At 67.4% G+C, this 21,067-nt stretch carries 17 protein-coding genes; 4 read left to right on the top strand and 13 right to left on the bottom strand.

Features of this window, described 5'->3' with window-relative positions; all coding sequences use genetic code 11:
• Positions 1–367: 367 nt before the first annotated feature.
• The 4 genes from AAF604_15095 to AAF604_15110 all read right to left on the bottom strand — a co-directional run bounded on the left by AAF604_15095 (position 368) and on the right by AAF604_15110 (position 4,861).
• Positions 368–1,465: an efflux RND transporter periplasmic adaptor subunit gene (locus AAF604_15095; GenBank protein ID MEM7050994.1), complete on the bottom strand. Its 1,098-nt coding sequence runs from the start codon at positions 1,463–1,465 to the stop codon at positions 368–370.
• A 204-nt stretch (positions 1,466–1,669) separates the two neighbouring features.
• The gene (locus AAF604_15100; protein ID MEM7050995.1) at positions 1,670–2,932 is read right to left on the bottom strand and encodes an ABC transporter permease; all 1,263 of its coding nucleotides are present in this window, start codon (positions 2,930–2,932) and stop codon (positions 1,670–1,672) included.
• 16 nt (positions 2,933–2,948) lie between these two features.
• Positions 2,949–4,181 carry an ABC transporter permease gene (locus AAF604_15105; GenBank protein ID MEM7050996.1) on the bottom strand — a complete coding sequence of 411 codons (1,233 nt, stop codon included), beginning with the start codon at positions 4,179–4,181 and terminating at the stop codon, positions 2,949–2,951.
• A 5-nt stretch (positions 4,182–4,186) separates the two neighbouring features.
• Complete coding sequence (locus AAF604_15110) at positions 4,187–4,861, bottom strand: ABC transporter ATP-binding protein (GenBank protein ID MEM7050997.1); 675 nt, start codon at positions 4,859–4,861, stop codon at positions 4,187–4,189.
• Positions 4,862–5,142: 281 nt separating this feature from the next.
• On the opposite strand from AAF604_15110, the gene AAF604_15115 reads away from it, so the two are divergent.
• The gene (locus AAF604_15115; protein MEM7050998.1) at positions 5,143–7,569 is read left to right on the top strand and encodes a hypothetical protein; all 2,427 of its coding nucleotides are present in this window, start codon (positions 5,143–5,145) and stop codon (positions 7,567–7,569) included.
• A gap of 63 nt (positions 7,570–7,632) precedes the next feature.
• Here AAF604_15115 and yhbY read toward each other — a convergent pair whose 3' ends face one another.
• Positions 7,633–7,935 carry a ribosome assembly RNA-binding protein YhbY gene (gene yhbY / locus AAF604_15120; GenBank protein ID MEM7050999.1) on the bottom strand — a complete coding sequence of 101 codons (303 nt, stop codon included), beginning with the start codon at positions 7,933–7,935 and terminating at the stop codon, positions 7,633–7,635.
• A gap of 147 nt (positions 7,936–8,082) precedes the next feature.
• Between yhbY and AAF604_15125 the strand changes: the two genes are divergently transcribed.
• From AAF604_15125 to AAF604_15135, 3 genes are read left to right on the top strand one after another with little or no spacing between them, the layout of a single operon-like run.
• The gene (locus AAF604_15125; GenBank protein MEM7051000.1) at positions 8,083–9,159 is read left to right on the top strand and encodes a dipeptide epimerase; all 1,077 of its coding nucleotides are present in this window, start codon (positions 8,083–8,085) and stop codon (positions 9,157–9,159) included.
• Between the two features lie 10 nt (positions 9,160–9,169).
• Positions 9,170–10,090: a DUF481 domain-containing protein gene (locus tag AAF604_15130; GenBank protein ID MEM7051001.1), complete on the top strand. Its 921-nt coding sequence runs from the start codon at positions 9,170–9,172 to the stop codon at positions 10,088–10,090.
• Positions 10,091–10,131: 41 nt separating this feature from the next.
• Positions 10,132–11,190: a DUF1611 domain-containing protein gene (locus AAF604_15135; protein MEM7051002.1), complete on the top strand. Its 1,059-nt coding sequence runs from the start codon at positions 10,132–10,134 to the stop codon at positions 11,188–11,190.
• Here AAF604_15135 and AAF604_15140 read toward each other — a convergent pair.
• From AAF604_15140 to AAF604_15175, 8 genes are all read right to left on the bottom strand, one after another.
• Positions 11,172–11,510 carry an SdpI family protein gene (locus AAF604_15140; protein ID MEM7051003.1) on the bottom strand — a complete coding sequence of 113 codons (339 nt, stop codon included), beginning with the start codon at positions 11,508–11,510 and terminating at the stop codon, positions 11,172–11,174. The genes AAF604_15135 and AAF604_15140 overlap by 19 nt on opposite strands.
• Before the next feature lie 107 nt (positions 11,511–11,617).
• Complete coding sequence (locus AAF604_15145) at positions 11,618–13,438, bottom strand: S8 family serine peptidase (protein ID MEM7051004.1); 1,821 nt, start codon at positions 13,436–13,438, stop codon at positions 11,618–11,620.
• Between the two features lie 79 nt (positions 13,439–13,517).
• A complete protein-coding gene (locus AAF604_15150) occupies positions 13,518–14,693 on the bottom strand; it encodes an alpha/beta hydrolase-fold protein (GenBank protein ID MEM7051005.1) in 1,176 nt (391 codons plus the stop codon).
• 56 nt (positions 14,694–14,749) lie between these two features.
• Entirely contained in the window at positions 14,750–15,844 is a 1,095-nt protein-coding gene (gene queA, locus AAF604_15155; GenBank protein MEM7051006.1) for a tRNA preQ1(34) S-adenosylmethionine ribosyltransferase-isomerase QueA, read from the bottom strand.
• A gap of 37 nt (positions 15,845–15,881) precedes the next feature.
• On the bottom strand, positions 15,882–17,141 hold the full coding sequence (locus tag AAF604_15160) for an MFS transporter (protein ID MEM7051007.1): 1,260 nt from the start codon (positions 17,139–17,141) through the stop codon (positions 15,882–15,884).
• Positions 17,142–17,215: 74 nt separating this feature from the next.
• Complete coding sequence (locus tag AAF604_15165; protein MEM7051008.1) at positions 17,216–18,223, bottom strand: ABC transporter permease; 1,008 nt, start codon at positions 18,221–18,223, stop codon at positions 17,216–17,218.
• Positions 18,216–19,190: an ABC transporter permease gene (locus tag AAF604_15170; protein ID MEM7051009.1), complete on the bottom strand. Its 975-nt coding sequence runs from the start codon at positions 19,188–19,190 to the stop codon at positions 18,216–18,218. The genes AAF604_15165 and AAF604_15170 overlap by 8 nt, the downstream gene beginning before the upstream one ends.
• A 135-nt stretch (positions 19,191–19,325) precedes the next feature.
• Positions 19,326–20,948 carry an ABC transporter substrate-binding protein gene (locus tag AAF604_15175; GenBank protein MEM7051010.1) on the bottom strand — a complete coding sequence of 541 codons (1,623 nt, stop codon included), beginning with the start codon at positions 20,946–20,948 and terminating at the stop codon, positions 19,326–19,328.
• Between the last annotated feature and the right edge of the window lie 119 nt (positions 20,949–21,067).

Below are 21,067 nucleotides of genomic sequence, written 5' to 3' on the forward strand. Positions count from 1 at the left end.
GGCCCCGCCTCGCCCGCTGGGCTCGGGGTTACACTCGGGCCAGAAGCCCTCGAACCTGAACTTCTTCAGCAGCCTGCTAGCAGGCTGCTGAAGGAGACGCGAAGCGACTTCGCCTGGATAGGGCGCCGGCGGCTCCCGTACCAAGAAGTAGGTCGGGGCTTGCTCTGACCGAGGTATCGATCTCCGGCTTCCTCAGCCAACCCCATCTCCGGAGATCCTCACCTGGCGGGGTCCGCCGCCCTGCGGTCGGCGGGCCCCGCGTCTTCGGGCTCCGAGAGCGACATCGTGTAATGGCAGAGAGCGGCCCCGGGGCCGCCCCTGGTCACGGCTCGGTGAGCCGGCCTTGACAGGTGATGAGGCCGGAGGACTAGGCGTCGGCGCGGCCGCTGTTGGGATCCTTGATGCGTTCGCCTTCGCCGAGGCCGGTGACGATCTCGATGTTGATGCCGTCCGAGAGTCCGGTTTCGATGTCGCGGCGCTCGAAGCTCTGAGGGGCCGTCTCGACCTCGACGAAGGGCGTGCCGCCCTCGAACTGCAGCCAGCTCTCCTTGATCGACAGCACGTCGTCGCGGCGCGCCAGGATGATGTCGGCGTTGGCACTGTAGTTGGCGCGCACGAAGAGCTCGTCCTTGAGGGTGAGGGCGGCGCGAATCTCGAACTGGATGGCGCCGTCGATCTCGACACCCTTGGGGGCGATGTACTCGAGCTCGGCGGCGAAGCGCTCGCTGTCGATGGCGCCGATGGTGAGCTCGAGATCCATGCCCTCGCTCAGCTTGCCGACCTCGGACTCGTCGACCTGGCCCTCGAAGATGAGCTCGTCCATGTCGGCGATGGTGGCGATGGTGGTGCCGTCGTTGAAGGTGTTGCTCTCGATCACCGAGTCGCCGGTCTCGACCGGCACCTCGAGCACCATGCCGGAGGTGGTGGCGCGGACCACGGTGTTGGTGGCGGTGCCGGCCCGTTTACGGGCACCTTCGCGCACCAGAGCGAGGTTGTCCTCGGCCGCCGACAGCTCTTCGCGGGCATTCTTGAAGGCCAGATCGAAGCTCAGAAAGGCGGACTCGGAGATCAATCCCTGATCGAACAGGCGCTGGTTGCGCTGGTACTCGTTCTCGGCATTCTCGAGGCCGATATTGGCGCGGTTGAGGCGGGTCTCGGCGCTGCTCAGGCTGACCATGTTGGGAACGATCGCCACCCGCGCCAGCCGATCCCCCTTGGCCACCTCCCGGCCGGGCTCGATGAAGAGCTCTTCGACGATGCCCGAGACCTTGGGCTTGATCGCCACCTCTTTGCGCGGCACGACCGAGCCGGTGGCGACGGTTTTCTGCAGGATGGTGGCGTTGAAGGGAGCTTCGGCGGCGTAAACCGTCGGCTCGACCTGCGACTTGTCGAACAGAAACCACAGGGTGCCGGCGAAGGTCGCCAGCAGGATCAGTCCCAACACAGAGTAGAGGATTTTCTTCATCGCGATCTCAGCATCCCATAGGGGTTAGCCAGCCCTTCTCACGAGGATTCCTCGCGACAGGGCGTAGGTTCTTGAAGATGCAAGGCATCCGTTGCTGCCACGACGATGCCGTACTCGACGTACTGCGAGGAGAGCAAGCGACGGAGAACGCAGCAGATTCGGGGACATACGGGCTCGCAGCGGAAAGCTCGTGAGAAGGGCGGGTTAATCACTGCGCAGGGCGGCGACGGGGCGAACGGCGACCGCTCGGCGGGCCGGAATCAGGCCGGCGAAGGTACCGGCGAAAACCAGGATGAGGAGTGCGATGGCGGCGGTCTGGAGGTCGACGCCGGGATTGCGGAACATGCCGCCGTTGCCATCGGTGTTGACCAGGATCTGGCGCACCAGCTCGAGAACGCCGATGCCCGCCACCAGGCCGCAGTAGCCGGCGAGGGAGGTCAGGGCCAGGGCTTCGAGCAAGATCTGGCGAATCACCGCGAAGGGCGAGGCCCCGATGGCGCGCCGCAGGCCGATCTCCTTGGTGCGCTCCTTGACCAGGATGAGCAGAATGTTGCTCACCCCGATGACGCCCGCCGCCAGGGTGCCGGCGCCGACGATCCAGACCAGCACTCGAATGCCCGCGAACAGGCCGCGCACCTGGTTGTACTCCTCTTCGAGATTGAACGATCCCATCGCCCAGCGGTCGTTGGGATGGATGCGGTGGCGCTCCGCGAGCAGAGCCTTGACCTCGGCCTCGACCTGCGATGCCGGGACGTCATCTCGCGAGGTGATGGCGAGCCAGCTGATCAGGTTGCCCCAGTTGAAGGCGCGCTGGAAGGTGGAGATGGGGATGAACAGGGTCTGGGTGGAGCGCTGGCCGTCTTCGCCGTCCTGTAGCGACGCGAACACGCCGACCACCTTGAAGTAGACCCCCTGGACTTGAATGCTGCCGCCGATCACCGGCTCGTCGGCCTCGAAGAGGAGGTCGCGGACGCGCTCACCGATCACCGCGACCTTGCGCCGCTCGGCGACGTCGAGGGGATTGAGGAGACGACCGGCGACCAGCTTCACCGGCTGGATGCGGAAGTTCTCGGGCACGTCACCCATCACGTCGAAGGCGCCGGCCTTGTTGCCGCGGGTGACGTTGTGGGCGCCGCGCCAGCCGCCGAGCTGGGCGCGAGGGGCGACGATGGAGGCGTTGGGGATGGCGGCGATCACGGCGGCGGTATCGTCGTTGTCGAAGTTGAAGCGGCGTCCTTCCGGCAGGCCGCGGAAGGGCATCGAGGTGCGCTGCGGCCAGATGAAAACGCTGTTGGTGGCGCCGCTCGTGAAGTCGGCGTCGACGCCGTTGCGCAGGCCGTTGCCGGAGCCCAGCATGATGACCAGCATGAAGATGCCCCAGAAGACCCCGAATGCGGTCAGCAGCGTGCGCAGCTTGTTGTGGGAGAGGGCATTCCAGATCTCTTGCCAGTCGTCGAGGTCGAACATCGCCGCAGATCCTCTTCTATTCCGTGCGCAGGGCTTCGATGGGGCGAATGCGGGCGGCTTTGCGGGCCGGGAAAAAGCCCGCCAGGCAGCCCGACAGGATGAGCACGCCAGTGGCCGCCAGGGCCAGGCCGAGATCGACCTGGGGATTGCGGAAGAAATCCGAGTTGGGCAGCTTGTCGGCCCCCAGCTCGAGCACCGCCACGCCGAGCACCAAGCCGGTGTAGCCGGCGACGGCGGTGATCAACACCGATTCTTGCAGGACGAGGCCGATGATCGAGCCCGGTGTCGCTCCCAGCGCCTTGCGCACGCCGATTTCGCGGGTGCGCTCCTGCACCGCGATCATCATGATGTTGCTGACCCCGACGACGCCGGCCAGGATGGTTCCGATGCCGATCAGCCAGACGAACAGGCGAATTCCGTCGATCACCTGCAGCACCTGTTGAAAGCTGGCGTTGTTGTTGTCCACGGCGACGGCGCGCTGGTCGGCCAAGGCGAAGCGATGGCGCTGCGCCAAACGCTGCCGCACTTCGCCGGCCATCGCCTGGGAAGCGGCGAGATCGGCTTCGCCGGTGGTGAACATGATCTGGTTGACGCGGTCGCGACCGTTGAAGACCCGCTGGGCGGTGGTGATCGGTAGGTAGACGAACTCCGTTTCGCCGACGCTGCCGGCGTCGTGGAAGATCCCGACCACTTTGAACGGAATACCGTTGATCTCGACGTATTTGCCGATCGCCGTCGCGCGCCCGAAGAGCTGCTCCTTCACCGGCTCCCCGATCACCGCCACCTTGCGGAAATCGGCCAGGTCGAGGTCGTTGATATAGCGCCCAGCGATCATCTCGGTTTTCTCGAGATGGAGGTGCCCTGGGTGGACACAGCGGATATTGAAGGACTCGCTCTTGTCGCCGTAGCGCACTCGGTTGTGGCCGCGCAGCATGAAGCGCGAAGTGATGTGCTCGACGCCGTCGATCTCGGAGGCGATCTCCTGATGGTCGTCGTTGGTCAGGCGCACGCTGCGGCCGGGCTTGAGGCCGAGGTGGGGCAGGCTGGTCTGTCCCGGCGAGATCCAGATGCTGTTGATGGCATCGTCCCGGAACTGGTACTCGACGCCGTTCGCCAGCCCGTTGCCGGAGCCGAGCAGGATGATCAGCATGAAGATCCCCCAGGCGACGGAAAAACCGGTCAGGAAGGTGCGCAGCTTGTTCTGCCGCAGGGTGGCGAAGATCTCCTGCCACTTGTCGAGATCGAACATCGCGCTCAGCTCACCGGATCGTCGTCGATGCGGCCATCCTTGAGGTGGATGGTGCGGTCCGTGAGGGCGGCGATGTCGTGCTCGTGGGTGACCAGCACGACGGTCGTGCCCTGATCCCGGATGCCCCGCAGAACATCCATCACCTCGTAGGAGGTCTTGGTGTCGAGGGCGCCGGTCGGCTCGTCCGCCAGGATCACCTTGGGTCGACTGATCAAGGCGCGAGCGATGGCGACGCGCTGCTGTTGCCCGCCGGAAAGCTCCGTCGGCAGGTGATCGGACCAGTCGGCGAGGCCCACCTGATCGAGGTATTCGCGGGCGATGCGGTTGCGCCGGCGCCGCGGTACTCGCTGGTAGTACAGCGGTAGGGCGACGTTCTCGGCGGCGGTCTTGAAGGAGATCAGGTTGAAGGACTGGAAGACAAAGCCCAGGAGGCGGTTGCGCAAGCGCGCCGCGCGCCGTTCCGAAAGCTGCTGGACGGTCTCTCCGGCGAGCGAGTAGTGGCCTTCGTCGTAGCCATCGAGGATGCCCAGGATATTGAGCAAGGTCGACTTTCCAGAGCCCGAGGAGCCCATGATCGCCACCAATTCGCCGGCCCCGATCTCGATGTCGATGCCCTTCAGAACGTGCAGACGGTTCTTGCCGACGGTATAGGACTTGTGGATGTCTTGCAGTTGAATCATCACCCGTTCTGCCAGCGCTGAACGCCTGTTCGCGAGTTGCTTCTTTCTAGTGGTTTCGCCGGCCACCGGCCTTTGGTTGCGCCCGCTGGATTTTACGGGTGCTGCGGGGCTTTTGTTGCGGTGGCCGCGGGTGGCTGGTCGGCGAATCGGCGGATCGGGAGCCGCCCGCGGAAATCCCTCGTCGTTGTGCGTACGTAATTATGTTGTGAAGCCATATCAGGTGCCTGTGGGTGGTGCAGGGGCGAAGACCAAAGCTCGGTCGAACACCAAGGAGACTCATCATGAGACAACGAGCTTTCCCATTCACTCTGACGGCGATTCTGCTGGCGACCCTACCGGCAGGCGCGGACCTCGACGACTGTCCGCTGATCAGCAATGCCTCGTCGGCGGTGGTCTGTCTTACCAAAGCACCCTTCACGCTTCCAGGCAAGACCTCGTCGGCGAGCGATTTTGAGATTCACCGGGCTGCGGCGGCGCGCTTGAGCGCCTACGAGCTGCAGGCCCTGGCGCCGGCGAAGGTCCGGCGGGAGGTCGATCGGTCGGGCCGTTTCATCCTGACCATCGAGGGCCAGGCGAGGACCTTGATCCTCGACCCGGTATCGATCGTCGCGCCCAACCTTGACGCTCTCCAAGGTTCTCCTGGGCGGACCGCGACCTACCGCGGCCGGGTCGCCGACGAGCCCGATAGCTGGGTGCGCCTGTGGCTCGACGACGATCTGCTGTTCGGAGCCGTGCAGGTGGCCGAGCAGCGCTGGCTGATCGAGCCGGCCTACAAGTTCGTCGCCGGAGGCGGCACCGACCGCCTGCTGATCTACCGTGACGATTCCCACCATCAGGAAGGCGGCGTGGGATGTGGCCTGCAGCGTCTAGAGGTCGAGAACGCGGCAATCTTCGGCGGGGTCTCCCCCGGCGGTCGGGGCACCGCGCCTCCGCCGCTGCGCGTGGTCGAGCTCGCCCTCGACCTCGACGCCGAGTATCAGGCCCTCCATGGGCCCTTCGTCATCGGCCATGCCCTCGGCGTCATCAACCTGGTCAGCGAGCTCTACGAGCGGGATCTCGACCTGATGCTGAAGGTTGTCCACATTCGCTTCGGGAACTACCAGGAATGTGAGGTCTGGCGTAGCTGGTGTGAGGTTTGGGATGCCTGGGAGAACACGCCGGCGCTGCAGGCGGTGGATCGCGACCAGGTGTTGTTGATGAGCGGTCGGGACGTCTGGCGCGAGAATTTCTCGGGGACGATTGTCCGAATTCGAGGCTTCGCAGGGCAGATCGCCGCCACCTGTGTCGATCGCAGTCAGTCGTACGCCTTGACCACCAACTACCGGGAAGTCGGTTTGGTGGCCCATGAGCTGGGACACCTGCTCGGAATGCTGCCCCACGTCGCAGGCCCGTGCCCTGACGGCGATTGCGGGCTTGCGACCTGCCCTGATCCCGATCCGGCTGGCGGGGCCGTGATGTGCGGCGCGATTCAGTCACCGATCCTTGGATTCGTCCGCGACTCCCAGGAGGCGATCGGGGCGTTCGTCGAGACCAACGGAAGCTGCCTCGAGGGCTCGCGAATCACGCTGGAGAATCCCGACGGCGGTGAGTTCTGGCCCCTCGGTCAGCCGGGGTTGATCGAGTGGTCCTCGGCAGCGGTGACGGGCGACGTTGGCATCGAGCTGTCGCGCGACGACGGGGCGACCTGGGAGGTGCTGTTTCCGGCGACGGAGAACGACGGGGTCGCCGCCTGGACCGTGACCGGTCCCCCGACCTCGTTGGCGCGCCTTCGGATCTCGAGCCTCGATCTGCCGGGAATCGCCGCCACCAGCGCCGCGAGGTTCTCGATCACCGGTCCTCCGACCGCCATCGTGGTGGCCCCCAATGGCGGCGAGTCCTGGCCCCAGGGCTCATTACAGACGCTGCGCTGGCAGGCGAACGGAGTCGTCGGTAGCGTCCGGATCGAGCTGTCACGCGATGGTGGCGTCTCCTGGGAGGTCCTCTTCGCCTCGACGGCCAACGATGGACAGCAGCCGTGGACCGTGTCCGGACCGGCGACCACCAACGGCCTGCTGCGGGTGACCGCCCTCTCCGATCCTTCGGTGAGCGACGTCAGTGACGCGACCTTCAGCTTGGGCAGCCTGCCGACGGTGTTGGCCCCCAACGGCGGCGAGGTCTGGTCCGTCGGGCAGCCACAGACGATTCGATGGCTGCCCTCGCCGCGCGGCGGTAGCGTTCAGATCGAGCTGTCGCGCGACGATGGAGCGAGCTGGTCGACGCTCTTCGCTGCGACCCAAGACGATGGCGTTGAAGAGTGGACGCCGACGCTGCCTCTCTCCGAGACGGCTCGATTGCGCGTCACTCGCCTCGACGGCAGCGGGGCGGATGTTTCCGACGGTACTTTCGCCCTGGTTGGCGCCCTGGTCGTGCTGGAGCCGGCCACCGGGGCCATTCTTCCCGGTGGTTCGCTGCAGACCATTCGCTGGTCGAGCCTGGGCGTGACGGGCAACTTGCGCATCGAGCTCTTGCGTTCCCTCGGAACCTCGTCTGAAGTCGAAGTCCCGGAGGTGCTCTTCGCGACGACCCCCGACGATGGCGCCCAGATCTGGGGCGTCACCACCCCCGCCACCACCTCGGCGAGAGTTCGGATCGTGAGCCTCGACGATGGTCGCGTGGTGGGTCTCAGTGGTCCCTTCACCATCACCACGGGAACGACCGCAGCAAAGTAAGCTCCACGTCATCGGGTGCCGGCGGGCCTTACCCGCCGGTGCCGCGGTCGATTCCGGGGCCGGCTAGGCGCGCAGCCGAACCTTGCGTTTGGCCTCGTCCGGGTGAGGGCGATAGAAGATCGCGACGTGACCGATCATGCCGACGCATTCGCAGCCCAGTCGGCGGTCGATCTCGCCCGCGAAGGTCTTCTTTTCGCCCTTGTCGCCGACCATCCGAACCTTGATCAGCTCGTGGTGATCGAGGGCCTTCTCGACCTCCTGCAGAACCGCCTCGCCGAGACCGTGCTGGCCGATGTGAACCACCGGGTCGAGGGAGTGGGCGAGACCCCGCAGGTGACGTCGCTGAGATCCGGTGAGGGCTTCCATGGCATTCCTTTCAGGGCGTGGGCGGATGGTTCCGAGAGTCCGACCGCGAAGGGCTCGGAGAGCTCTCCAGAGGGCGAGCGGCGGGATGGTAGCACGCGACCCTCGGGGCAGGGTGGCTGCTACCATCGGCAGCCGCGAGATGCTGCCATGAAGATCCTCCGGGCCGACAGCCGCGTCGAGCGCATCGCGCTGACGCAACCCTATGCCATCGCCTATGCCGCCTTCGATGCGGTGGAGATCCTGCACGTTCGTCTCGAGCTCGAGGACGGCCGGGTCGGTCTCGGGGCGGGCTCGCCGGCGGAGGCGATCACGGGGGAGCGGGCGGAGGAGTCGGCGGCCGCCCTCGAGCACCATCTCGAAGCTCTGACCCTCGGGGCCGATGTGCGACGGCTGCCGGCTCTGCTGGGGCATGTCGGTCGCGCTCTGGGCGCCTGGCCGGCGGCGCGGGCGGCTCTCGACATCGCCCTCCACGACCTCTGGGGCAAGGTGCTCGAGGCGCCCCTGGTGGAGGTGCTGGGACGGGCTCAGCCGATGCTGCCGACGTCCATCACCCTCGGCATTCAGGACCCTGAGTCGGCGGCGGACGAGGCTCGCCGGCGGGTTGCCGACGGTTTTCGCATTCTCAAGATCAAGATCGGCGCCGGCCTGGCGCTGGACCTTGCCGCTCTGCAGGCGATTCGCCGCGCCGTCGGACCCGGTGTCGGCCTGCGGGTGGACGCCAACCAGGGTTACGCGGCCGACGAGCTGGGCGCGTTGCTCACCGCCTGCGAAGGGCTCGGCGTCGAGCTCGTGGAGCAGCCGCTGCCGGCCGAGTCCGATCACGCGATGGCAGCCCTACCGGAGCCTCAGCGGCGCCGCTGTGCCGCCGATGAAAGTCTCCATCACGCCGCGCACGGGTTGCGACTGTCGGCAGCGCCCCAGCCCTTCGGGATCTTCAATATCAAGCTGATGAAGTGCGGCGGTATCGCGCCGGCGCGGCAGATCGCTGCCCTGGCCGAGACCGCCGGCCTCGAGCTGATGTGGGGATGCATGGACGAGAGCGTGATCAGCATCGCGGCGGCTCTGCACGTGGCCTTGGCGAGCCCAGCGACTCGTTACCTCGATCTCGATGGCAGCTTCGATCTGTCACGGGATCCGGCGAGGGGCGGTTTTCGCCTCGTCGCGGGTTGTCTCGACTGCCTCGACCGGCCGGGGCTGGGAGTCGACGAGCGGGCGCCATGGTAGTTTCCGCGCGATGAGTGTACGTACTCTTTTGCTGGCCGGGATCGCCGTGGTGTGCTGGCTGGTGAGCCCTCTCCCGCTGTCCGGTCAGATCAACACCGAGCGTTTGCGCTTGGGGGCCGAGAAGGCCGGCTACAGCGGCTTCTTCTCCCTCAGTCTGGCGGCCAAGGACGGCAACACCGACCGGGTGTCGGCGGGAGTCGGCCTGCGCATACAGCACGCCGTGCTGATGCCGCCGCCGCCGGAGATCGTGTTCGAGCCGCCACCCGGCTGGGAGGAATCCGAAGCCAAGGTGCCGCCCCAAGTCCCGGCGGCCCCGGCCGGCGAGACGTCGGACGATGCCAAGGCGCAGTACGATCCGATCGTCAAGCGCCTGGTCTTTCTGGTCGCCAACGGTGACTTCGCAGAGGAGAGCGGTGAGCGCTCCGAGCGCCGCAGCTTCGCCCACCTGCGCTGGGTCTGGTACCACTCATCGAAGCTCTCGTGGGAGACCTTCCTGCAAAACGAGTTCAACGAGTTCACCAATCTCGACAGTCGCTACCTCCTGGGGGCCGGGGGACGCTGGACGCTGGTCAAGAAGCCCCGGCGGGAGCTCTTCCTGGGCCTCGGGCTGATGGCCGAATCGGAGCGCCTCGACGTCCCCGAGGACGGCCCCGACGAGCGTTCCTCGGAGACCTGGCGGGCGACCAGCTATCTGTCCTGGAAATGGCGCCTCAAGAGCGAGGGCAGCAGTCTGATCAACACGCTCTATGTGCAGCCCGAGCTCGACGATCCGTCGGACCTTCGCCTGCTCAACGAGCTCGATCTCCAGGTGCCCCTCGGGGAGCGCCTCTCCCTCTCCCTGGCAGCCGTCGTCCAGCACGACAGCGAGCCCCCGGCCGGGGTCGAGGAAACCGATCTGTCGATCACCAATTCCCTTCGCCTGACCTTCTGAGCCGCCTTGCTGGCCCGGCGCCGGCGTGGTCTGATTTCGCCATGGAAGCGCAATCGGCAGTCGTCCTGACCCAGGGGTTGCTGGCGACCAACTTCGCCAAGACCGCCCACGGGCTGCTGCGCGGCTCGGACCGCTTCGCCGTGCGGGCGGTGATCGACGAGCGCCATGGCGGTCGCGACGCCGGTGAGGTGATGGACGGCCGGGCGAAGGGGGTGCCGGTCTTCGCCACCTTGGCGGACTGCCTGGCGACCGTCGGCGAGCCGCCGCCGCGCTGGATGGTGGTGGGCGTGGCCTTCCCCGGGGGCTACCTGCCGGCGCCGGCCCGGGAGCAGGTCCGGCAGGCCCTGGAAGCGGGCCTTTCGGTGGTTTCGGGGCTGCACCAGTGGCTCGCCGATGACGACGAGCTGATGGCTTTGGCGGCTGCCCATGGCGGCGAGCTCCTCGACATTCGGCGACCGCGGCCGGATCTGCATTTCTGGAGCGGTGCGGTCCTCGACCTGCCGGCTCGCCGTCTCGCCGTCCTCGGCATGGACTGCGCCATCGGCAAGCGCACCACCTGTCGCTGGCTGTGGCAGGGCTGCCGTCGCCGCGGCCTGGCGGCGGAGATGATCTACACCGGGCAGACCGGCTGGATGCAGGGCTATCGCCACGGCTTCTTGTTCGACGCCACGCCCAACGACTTTGTCAGCGGCGAGCTCGAACGGGCGCTGCTCGACTGCCATCGCGACACCGGTGCCGAGCTGATCCTGATCGAAGGGCAGTCCGGTCTGCGCAATCCCTCCGGCCCCTGCGGCAGCGAAATGCTGCTCTCGGGGGCGGTCGATGGGGTGGTCTTGCAGGTGGCGCCGGGGCGCGAGTTCTTCGTCGATTTCGAGGACCGAGGCTGCCGCTTGCCGTCGATCGCCAGCGAGATCGAGCTGATCCGCGTCTACGGCGTCGAGACTTGGGCCGTGTGCCTCAACGGCGAGGGCTTGAGCGGGCGCCAGCTCGCAGAGGCCCAGGCCGAGCTTCGGGCCGAGCTCGGCCTACCGGTGATTCGGCCCCTCGACGAGGGCATCGACGAGCTCGTCGAGGTGGTGGCTCACAGGCTGCGGGCGTAGAGCCAGCCCGCGATGCACGGGATGATGTAGAGCAGCGGCGTCAGGCCGGCGATCAACACGCGCATCTCGGAGTCGCCCACGATCGGGGTCAAGGCGAGGACACCGGCCAAGGCCACCGGCAACGACCAGAGGATCATCTGGCGACCTCCCCAGGCATTGATGGCGTACCAGTTCTCCTCCGATTCGAAGGCCTTGGCGATGCGGAAACCATAGAGGCGATTGGGCTTCACCCGCCGCCGCACCATCGGCCACGAAATGGCGCTGACCAGGATGGCGCAGAAGAAGTTCGAAACCGCGACGATGATCTGGATGGCGCTCATGTGGTTTCCCCCGCAGCGACGGCCGAGCCCCCGGGCTCGGCGGGTTCTCTCAACCTACGTCGCGGATCGCGAACCGATTCCACGACCAGCCCGGCTCGTCCGCTGAGCTACTCGACGGTCGCCGACCAAGCGCTGGTATTGCCGCTCTCGAAGCCGTCCACGAATAGCGGAACCGGGGCCACGATCTCGAGGCTGACCGTCGCCGAGGCCTCGCGCACGCCGTCGCTGATGACGTACTCGAAGCTGTCGCTGCCGACGAAGCCCGCGTTCGGACAGTAGACCAGCAGGGTGTCCGAGCTGAAGCAGATCGCGCCGTTGCCGGGAGCGGTCCAGCGCACCACTGTCAGCGGATCGCTGTCCGGGTCGCTGTCGCCGTCGAGGAGGTCGGCAAAGGGGATGTCGAGATTCTGGTCGCTGGTGCCGGTGAAGCTCTCCGGCGTCGCCGTCGGTGGTCCGTTGCCGGTCAGGTTGTCGATCGCCGCCCGCAGGTCCGGGAAGGGTCCGATATTGCCGCCGCTACCTTGCGGGATGCCGGTGGTCACCAGCAGATTGCGCATGCCCTGGGGTGACAGCCGGTCACCGTACTCCTGCACCGCCACTTGCTGCAATATCGCCGCCGCCGAGGCGATGAAAGGCGAGGCCGAGCTGGTGCCGTTGAAGGTCGCCGTGTAGCTTTGGTTGGGGTGGTCGCCGCCGTAGCTCGCAAAAGAGCCGTAGCCGAGGGTGAAGACTCCGGTGCCCCAGCCCTGGACGTCGACGCGCGAGCCATAGGTCGAAAAGCCGAGCTTGTCGTGGTTGGTGTTGTTGCTGCCGGCACCGACCAGGATGGCGCCGCTGTGGCCGCGGGCGCGGTAGGCGGCGTAGGGCGCCGAGTCGAGATCCTGATTGCCGTTGCCGGCCGCGCCGACCACGATGACGCCGGCATCGGTTCCGGTCTTGGTCGCCAGCCAAACGCCGAAGTCGAACTCGGCCGGCGCGAAGCCGCCGGCGCCGCCGGACTGCATCTCGAGCAATACGACATCGCCCACCGCCGAGTCGGCGATGGCGTTGGTGACCGCGGTGGTTCGCCGGAAGCCCTCTTCGTCGGTCCACTCGGGATAGGTGTAGACCTCGGCGTCCGGCGCCAGGCCGGTGACGCCGTAGGCGTTGTCGACGCCGGAGGTGATCCCGACCACCGCCGTGCCGTGCTGGTCCCAGCCGTTGGTGAAGACGTCCGCCGCGACGGTCTGGCCGGCCTCGAGATTGAGATTGCGATCCTCGAGGTCCTCGTGGGTCTGGGTCCAGCCGTACTCGCAGTCGGCGAGGCGAATGCCGGCACCGGTGGCTCCTTGCGAGGCCGCGTAGTCGGCGTCGATGCCGGGATCCGGGCCGCGGTAGGTCTGGTTGGGGACGTGATCCGGGGTCGGGGGAGCCTGATCCGCCGGCGGCGGCGGGAAGAGCTGCTGCAGGGACGCGACTTCGATCTCCGGCAGCGCCAGCAGCGCCCTGCCGGCGGCGAGCAGCTTGCCCGGTGTGGCGTCGGGAAGCTCGGCCACCATCAGGCTCGAGAGATCGGCGGCGGCGACACCGGTGCGCTCGGCGGCGCGCCGTTCGAGGTCGCGCAGCTTTTGGGGATCGGTGCGCAGCAGTGGCGAGAAGACCAAGCGATGCTCCGCCGCCACTGCCTCCAGGCGGTCGAGACGGCTGCCGGCCAAGGAAACGACCTTGCCGGCCCGGGCACGGCCCTCGACCTCGTCCTTCAGCTTGACGACGAGGCGGTACTGCAAGGCGGCGCTGTCGGCGGCTCGAGGAAGCTGCGGGATGGCGGACAGCGGCAGCGCCTCCTTCGGCAACGGCTCACGCGGCCGGTAGCGAGGCGCTTCGGCCAGCACCGTGGTGCTGATCAGGGCGAGGCAGACGGCGACAGGAACGACAGCAGAGTTGGGCATCGGAGACCTCCTCCAGAAGTAATCACAGACCCCTATCCGTCATTCTAGCCGGGTGGCTCGTCGAGTTTCCAGCGCCCCTTCAGTTGCCGGCCAGCTTGGACTGCACCGCCGTCAGGTGGGCCTGGTAGGCGCTCAGATTGGGGTCCTGGACTTTGCTCCCCATCGACACGGCGCGGCGGTAGTTGTCGCGTGCCTCTTCGAGGCGCCCGGCCGCTTCCAGGCCTTCGCCGAGACTGTCGTAGACGTTGGCCGAATCGGGGTAGTCCCGCACGTTGCGTTCGAACAGGGCGATGGCTTCGTCGACCTTACCGTCGCCGAGGGCGGCGTAGCCCAGGTTGTTGACGCGGTTCTCGGGTACGGCGATTTCGAAGCCGTAGGTGGCCGAGAGGTCGGTGTAGTGCTGTTCGAGGCCGGCGATGCCGTCGGCGGCGGCGAAGGTCGGTGGCCGCCAGCGGTCGAAGAGATGACGCATGGCGCCGTAGACGGTGGGCAGGGGAACGGTTCCGTGGTCCTCCCCTTCGAGAATGCGGGCCGACCAGTCGAGGCTGGCCGGCGCCCGGTGGCGCAGCACCTCGGTGAGGCGCTTGAACTGGGCCTGCATGTCTCCACCCTCATCGCCGAGGGTGGCGTAGAGGCGACCGGCGAGATCCGGGCGGCGGTCGAGCAAGGCGATCATCTCGTCCACCGGTCGGCCGTGGTCCCACCACAGGCTGGGGCTGATGGCGATGACGGCGGCGTAAGCATCCGGCCGCTGGCTAAAGGCGTGGACCGCGAAGAGGCCGCCGAAGGAGTGGCCGGAGAGGATGTGGAAGGGCACCGTGCGGTAGCTCTTGTTGACTCCGGGCATGGCCTCGTCGGTGAGGAACTCGAGGAAATTGTCGGCTCCACCGCCGGCCTCCCGCTGCTGGTCGCGGCCTTCCATCGGGTCGCCCTTCCAGGGCGGCGTGAGGTCGCGGGTGCGATCGGTGTTGGTGACCCCGATGACGATGAGCTCGGGGATATGGCCAGTGCGGGCGAGGCTGCGAACGGTACCGAGGGTGTGGAGGAAGCGGGTCTCGGCGTCCAGCACCCAGAGCACGGGATAGCGTTTCGTGCCCTCTTCGCGATAGCTGCCCGGCAGCGAGATCATCAGGGTGCGGTTCTCGTCGAGGACTTCCGAACGGACCGTCGCCGTTTCGCCGATGACGATCGGGTCGGCGAGCAGCAGAGTCGGCGAGAGGAGGACGAGGCAGAGGACGACGAGTAGGCTTCTCATGGCTTCTCCTTGCGGCGGTACGGGCGGCGTCCATGGTGGCCGGCCGGCAGCGGTGGTCAGTCTTCGCTAGTTACGCGCTTTTCTTGGTTCGAGTTCCCACTCGGTGGCGATTCGGCCGTCGCGGCGTCTGCCCGCGCCAGCAGCATGGCGTCGCCGTAGGAGTAGAAGCGATAGCCCTCGGCGATCGCTTCGCGGTAGGCCGCCAACATTCGGCGCCGGCCGCCGAAGGCGCTGACCAGCATCAGGAGAGTCGACTTGGGGAGGTGGAAGTTGGTCAACAGCAGGTCGACGCGCTGAAACTGGAACCCCGGCGTGATGAAGAGATCGGTGCGGCCCGAGCCGCTTTCGAGACCCTGGCGAGCTGCCCCTTCGAGGGTGCGCACCACGGTCGTGCCGACGGCCACCACCCGACCGCCGCGCTGCCGAGTCCGGTGCAGGGCGCGCGCCGTCGTGGCCGGAATCTCGAAGCGCTCCGACTCCATGCGGTGCTCGTGCACCAGGTCCGCCGTCACCGGCTTGAAGGTGCCGATGCCGACGTGGAGGGTGACGGTGGCGCGCTCGACGCCGCGCGCCTCAAGGGCGGCGAGGAGGGCGTCGTCGAAGTGCAGGCCCGCCGTCGGGGCGGCGACGGCCCCCGCCTTGGCCGCGAAGACGGTCTGATAGCGCTCTCGATCAGCGGCGTTGTCGGGGCGCTTGATGTAGGGCGGCAGGGGGATGTGGCCGAGCTTCTCCAGAAAGGGCTCGACAGGTTGCGAAAAGCGCACCCGCAGGCGACCGTCATCGCTGTCGGGGCGTGATTCGGTGCGCCCCTCGAGACCCTCGGCGAGCTCGAGTCGGGTGCCGGGGCGGGCTTTGCGTCCGGGGCGGGCGAGGACGTCCCACAGGGTGTCGTCGACCTTCTCGATCAGCAGCAGCTCGATGCGGGCGCCGGTGGCGGCGCGGCGGGCGAAGAGCCGGGCCGGAATCACTCGGGTGTCGTTGACCACCAGCAGGTCGCCGGGCAGGAGTAGATCCGCCAGGTCGGAGACTCTGCGATGGCGGCGCTCCCGGGCGGCTTCGTCGACCACCAGCAGGCGACTGCTGCCGCGGGCCACCGGCTGCTGGGCGATGGCCGCCTCGGGAAGCTCGAAATCGAAGTCGTCGGTCAGCATTTCGTGGTGCCGGTCCAGCGCCGTCGGAGCACGGGCCTCAGATCGGCTCGCCGTCGGGGCCGCGCAGCCGGCGCAGCACCGGCCAGGCGAACAGGCAGGTGGCCGCCATCAGAGCGGCGGCGGCTTGGAACGGCATCGCCGGGCCGACGCGCTCGAACAGCCAGGTTCCGCCGAGGGGACCGAGGACGCGGGCCAGGGATCCGAAGAAGCGCGACAGGCCTTGCACTTCTCCCTGGGTGGCGCTGCCGGTGATGCGACTGATCAGCGCCATCGACGTGGGGTTGTAGAAACCGGAGCCGAAGGCCAGCAGGGCGCCGGCGAGACCGAGCGTGGCGAGGCCCGGTGCCAAGGGCAAGGCGAGGAGGCCGGCGGCGATGCCGGCGATGCCGACGATGGCCATGCGGCGGTCGCCGAAGCGGCGGGCCATGCGGCCGATCAAGCCGCCCTGGACGATCACCAGGAGAACGCCGATGTAGACGAACAGCCAGGCGGTCTCGCGCTGCCCGAACTCGAAGCGGTGCTGGCAGTAGAGGGCGAGGGTGGCCTCCATCAGCGAGAAGCAGAGGGTGACCAGGAAGAACAGCGTGAGCAAGCCCTTGAGGTGCGGATTGCCGGTCAGGCGGCGAAAACCGTCGAAGGGGTTCCACGGGGTGCGGCGGCGATTTTCGGCGGCGAGCGATTCCGGCAGGTAGAAGTAGGCCAGCCCCCAGTTGACGAAGGACAGGACGGCCGGTCCGAGGGCGACCGCCGCCAGCCCCCAGGTGCCGAGCAAGGCGCCGAGGGCGGGGCCGCCGACGAAGCCGAGGCCGAAGGCGGCGCCGAGCATGCCCATGCCCTTGCTGCGCTGGCCGGCGGGCAGGATGTCGGCGATGTAGGCCGGGGCGACGGCGAAGTTGGCGGCGGCGCTGCCGGCGACGAAGCGCGCCACCATCAGCACCCAGATGCCGTGGGTTGCCAGGGGCCCCGGAGCTCCCGGCAGAGAAGGCGCCGCGAACAGCAGGTAAGCGAAGAAGCCGATGGCGATTGCGGTCAACAGGACCGGACGCCGGCCGTAGCGATCGGAGAGGATGCCGAGGATCGGCGCCATCACCAGCTGGGCGGCGCTGAAGGCCGCCAGCAGCAGCCCGATCTGAAAGTCGCTGGCTCCGAACTCCTGGGCGTAGAAGGGCAGCAGCGGCAGGATCATGCCGAAGCCCAGCAGGTCGATCAGAACGGTGAAGAACAGCACCGCAAGGGGCTTGCGGTGGCTCGGCCCGGTCGCGGCCTCCTCCTCGGTCCGGCGTGTTTCGCTGTTCAAGGGGTTCTCGTGCGGTCGTTGATCGGGAAGGCCCGAGCTCGAAGCAGGATTCTACAGCCCTTCGAGGCGATCCTTCAGAGTCTTTGCCGGCGGGGATCGAGGGCGTCGCGGAGACCGTCCGTGACCAGGTTGAAGGCGATCACCGTCAGGATGATGGCGCTGCCCGGAAAGACCGCCATCCACCAGAGATCGATCGGTCCGCCGGTAACGTCGGCGACCATCTTGCCCCAGCTCGATGCCGGCTCCGGGACGCCGAAGCTGAGAAAGGACAGGGCCGACTCGGTGAGGATCATGTTGCCGACCAGCAAGCCGGTCTGGACCAGCGCCGGAGTCAGGGCGTTGGGCAGGATGTGGCGCAGCAAGACGCGCAGGGGATGCTGCCCGAGGCCGTGGGCGGCGCGCACGAAGTCGCGCTCCTTGAGGCTCAGGATTTCGGCCCTCACCAGGCGACTGATGGTCATCCAGGAGGTTCCGCCGAGGAGCAGGATGATGGCCTCGATGCCCGGTGACAGCAGGCTGACCAGGGCGAGCAGGATGAACAGCGGAGGAATGGTGAGGAAGGTGTCGACGAGGCGCATCAGAACGGCGTCGACCAGCCTTCCGCCGCTCGCCGCCAGGCTACCGACGAGCACCCCGAGGACGAGGGCGAGGAGGGCGGCGAGGAAGCCGATGACCAGGGAGATGCGGCCGCCGTAGAGGAGTCGCGCCCAGAGGTCGCGGCTCAGGCGGTCGGTACCGAGCAGAAACGTCCGCTGCGGCGGTAGGCCCTCGGCGGTCAGATTGGCGATCTCCTGTTCGGCGAAGGTGCGCTGCCGGCCGCTACGGGTGATCTCGAGCTGATCTCCCCGGCGCACCACCTCCTCGGCGACCTGGGGGAGACGGTTGTCGGCGAACTCGAGCACGTAGCGCTGGGCTCCGGGCAGGATTTGCTTGCCGGCGACGATGTCGAACTGGTGGGCGGGATCGGCCGAGGCCAGCCAGGGGGCGGAGAGGGCGGCGAGGGCGAGGCCGACGATCAGGACGGCGCCGGCGGTGATCAGCGGCGTCCGTCGCCACGAGGTCAGCAGGGAGCGCTCAGGCACGGCGTACCCGCGGGTCGAGGACGGCGTGGAGGAGGTCGGCAGCGAAGTTGGCGAAGATCACCAGGAAGCCGCTCAGGGCGGTGGTGGCCAGGATCACCGGCAGGTCGCGGGCGAGGAGGGCTTGCACCGTCACCAGGCCGAGGCCCGGCAGGCTGAAGACGATCTCGGTGACCAGTGAGCCGTTGAGCAGCGTCGGCAGGGAAAGGCCGAGGAGCTGGAGCAGCGGGATCAAGGTGTTGCGCATGCCGTGGCGCCAGACCACTCGGTTCTCCGGCAGGCCCTTGGCGCGGGCGGTGCGGATGTAGTCCTGGCCGAGCTGCTCGAGCAGACCGTTGCGCACGAACCGCGACGTGCCGCCGGCGGCGACGCCGCCGAGGACCAAGGCCGGCAGGATCAGGTGATGGAGTCGGTCGAGGAGCTGAGCGCCGAGGGGCCAGCTCGAGGCTCCCGGCGAGCTCAAATGCCCGCCGGGAAACCAGGGTAGCCAATAGCTGAAGGTGAAAAGGGCCATCAGGCCGAGCCAGAAGCTCGGTGTCGCCCAGGCCACCATGGTGACCAGGCGCAGGCCGTGATCGCCGGCGGAGCCGGCTCGGCGCGCCGCCCAGACGCCCAGGGGAACGGCGATCAGGTACTCCACCAGGATGGCGGCGAAGGCCAGCGACAGAGTCGTCGGCAGAGCTTCCCGAACGATCTGGGCCACCGGCCGCTGACGCGCGATGGAGTAGCCCCAGTCGCCGCGCACCGCCGCTGAAAGCCAGGAGAGGTACTGCTGATGCAGCGGTTGGTCGAGGCCGTAGATGGCCTTCAAGCGGGCCTCGTGCTCCGGAGGCAGGCGGCCGCGACCGGTCTCCATGAGGTTGGCGAGGGGATCCCCCGGCGCCGCCTGCAGGAGCACGAAGGTCAGGCTGACCACCAGCCAGAGGAGGATCAGCGACGCCGCCAGGCGGCGCAGGAAGTAGCGGGTCAAGGTTGCCGTCCGCCGGGCTTCGTCCCTGGAGCCGAGTCGATCGCTGCTGCCCGCAGGAGGCGGGGGCTCGGGCTGGTGGAGGCGCTCACCGGCTCACGGCGGCGATCTCGCGCCGCCGTGGGGCCGGATCGAAGGTCACGAGTCGACCCACCACTGCGGCAGGTCGTAGTGGACGAACAGCACATTCGGGTTGGCGTCGCGAATTCGCCGATTCATGCCGACGATGCGCTTCGACTCCCAGAGGATGGTGTAGGGAAGCTGCTGGTTGAGAACCTCTTGCAGCTCGAGGAGCAGCGGCTCGGCGTCGGCGAGCTCGCTCTGGGCGGCGATCTGGTCGAGGAGGCGATCGGTGTCCGGGTTCGAGTAGGCGATGAAGTTCGAGCCGTGGCCGATCTCGTCGCTGTGGAAGGCGTAGCGGAAGTCGAGCGTGGTCGGCATCGTCCAGCCGCTCAAGGCGGCGTCATACTCGCCTTCGTTGGTCTTCTTGACGAAGGATTGGAACTCGAGAATGCGTGGCGTCGCTTGAATCCCGAGGCGGGCGAGCTGGCTTTGGATGATGACCGTGGCGTCGATGCGCTGGCGGTTGCCTTCGTTGGTCATCAGGTCGAAGGCGAAGGGCTGGCCGTCGCGGTCGAGCACGCCGTCGCCGTCGGTGTCGCGCCAACCGTGCTTGGCGAGCAGCTCCTTGGCACGGTTGGGGTCGTAGGCGTAGGGCTCGAGGTCGGGGTTGTGGATCCACACGTTCTGGATGATCGGTGAATTGGCGACCCGCCCCTTGTCGCCCCACAGCGACTCCACCATGGTCGCGCGGTCGATGGCGAGGGTGAGCGCTTCGCGTACGTCTCGCTCTTGGAACAGGGGGCTGCGCTGGTTCCAGGCGATGAAGATGTAGCTCGGGCCCCAGAACGAGCGCAGCTCGATGTGCGGTTGTTCCTCGAGGCGTTCGAGATTCTCCGGGGAGAGGGTGCCGGCCATGTCGATGGAGCCCGAGAGCAGCTGGGTGACGTGGTTGGTCTGGTCCGGCACGATGCGGTAGATCACCCGGTCGAGGCGCGGCAGCTCGGGGTCGTAGTACGCCTCGTTGCGCTCCAGCACGATCTCCTGTTGCGGCGTCCAGGAGGCGATCTCGAAGGCGCCTGAATACACCGCGTTGTCGCGGAACCACTCGCTCTTCTGGCGCCATTCGGCAAAGGGAACTCGACCCCACAGGTGTTGCGGCAGAATGTAGCTCTCGTTGAGATCGAGCATCTGGTTGGGGTAGACGCGGTCGAAGTGGACCCGAACCGTGTGCTGATCGACCACTTCGACGTCGGTGATCGACTCCTTGGCGTAGGCCGTATCCCAGGCGATGTCGGGATCCATCTGGGCTTGCCAGGTGAAGCGCACGTCGGCGGCGGTGACCGGCGTGCCGTCGCTCCAGCGGGCATCCTGGCGCAGCGCAAAGGTCACCACTTTGTGGTCCTCGGACCACTGCCAGCTCTCGGCGAGATCCGGGGCGAAGCTCGGCGGACCGCTTTCGAAGTCGGCGCGCTCCCGAACCAGCTGCAGGTAGACGTGTCGCAGGATCATGTCCGTCGGCCGGTTGGAGCCGACGATCAGGGGGTTGGTGCTGCCCATGTCGGCGGTGGTCCCGATCACGATCTGACCGCCGCGGCGGGGCTCGTCGCTGGCTTCAATGGGCTCCGGAGGCGGCGCGCAAGCGGTGGTCCCGAGGAGCGTCAGGACGATCAAGAGGGAGAGAGTACGTGCGCTTTTCATGGTGAAAAAGCATCCTAGCAGGCTTCGAAAAATTCGCGCTGCGACTTATTCGAAGCCTGCTGTCTTGGTCGAGTTCTTCGTCCTGCTCGCGGAGCAAGAAAAAGGGCGCCCGGTGGGGG

This window comes from Acidobacteriota bacterium (assembly GCA_039028635.1).
Taxonomy (GTDB): domain Bacteria; phylum Acidobacteriota; class Thermoanaerobaculia; order Multivoradales; family JBCCEF01; genus JBCCEF01.

Coding starts and splice junctions, on each gene's coding strand:
- AAF604_15100 (MEM7050995.1), bottom strand. CDS start 2,932: ATGTTCGACCTCGACGACTGGCAAGAGATCTGGAATGCCCTCTCCCAC.
- AAF604_15145 (MEM7051004.1), bottom strand. CDS start 13,438: ATGCCCAACTCTGCTGTCGTTCCTGTCGCCGTCTGCCTCGCCCTGATC.
- AAF604_15115 (MEM7050998.1), top strand. CDS start 5,143: ATGAGACAACGAGCTTTCCCATTCACTCTGACGGCGATTCTGCTGGCG.
- AAF604_15105 (MEM7050996.1), bottom strand. CDS start 4,181: ATGTTCGATCTCGACAAGTGGCAGGAGATCTTCGCCACCCTGCGGCAG.
- AAF604_15150 (MEM7051005.1), bottom strand. CDS start 14,693: ATGAGAAGCCTACTCGTCGTCCTCTGCCTCGTCCTCCTCTCGCCGACT.
- AAF604_15135 (MEM7051002.1), top strand. CDS start 10,132: ATGGAAGCGCAATCGGCAGTCGTCCTGACCCAGGGGTTGCTGGCGACC.
- AAF604_15175 (MEM7051010.1), bottom strand. CDS start 20,948: ATGAAAAGCGCACGTACTCTCTCCCTCTTGATCGTCCTGACGCTCCTC.
- queA (MEM7051006.1), bottom strand. CDS start 15,844: ATGCTGACCGACGACTTCGATTTCGAGCTTCCCGAGGCGGCCATCGCC.
- AAF604_15140 (MEM7051003.1), bottom strand. CDS start 11,510: ATGAGCGCCATCCAGATCATCGTCGCGGTTTCGAACTTCTTCTGCGCC.
- AAF604_15130 (MEM7051001.1), top strand. CDS start 9,170: ATGAGTGTACGTACTCTTTTGCTGGCCGGGATCGCCGTGGTGTGCTGG.
- AAF604_15095 (MEM7050994.1), bottom strand. CDS start 1,465: ATGAAGAAAATCCTCTACTCTGTGTTGGGACTGATCCTGCTGGCGACC.
- AAF604_15110 (MEM7050997.1), bottom strand. CDS start 4,861: ATGATTCAACTGCAAGACATCCACAAGTCCTATACCGTCGGCAAGAAC.
- yhbY (MEM7050999.1), bottom strand. CDS start 7,935: ATGGAAGCCCTCACCGGATCTCAGCGACGTCACCTGCGGGGTCTCGCC.
- AAF604_15125 (MEM7051000.1), top strand. CDS start 8,083: ATGAAGATCCTCCGGGCCGACAGCCGCGTCGAGCGCATCGCGCTGACG.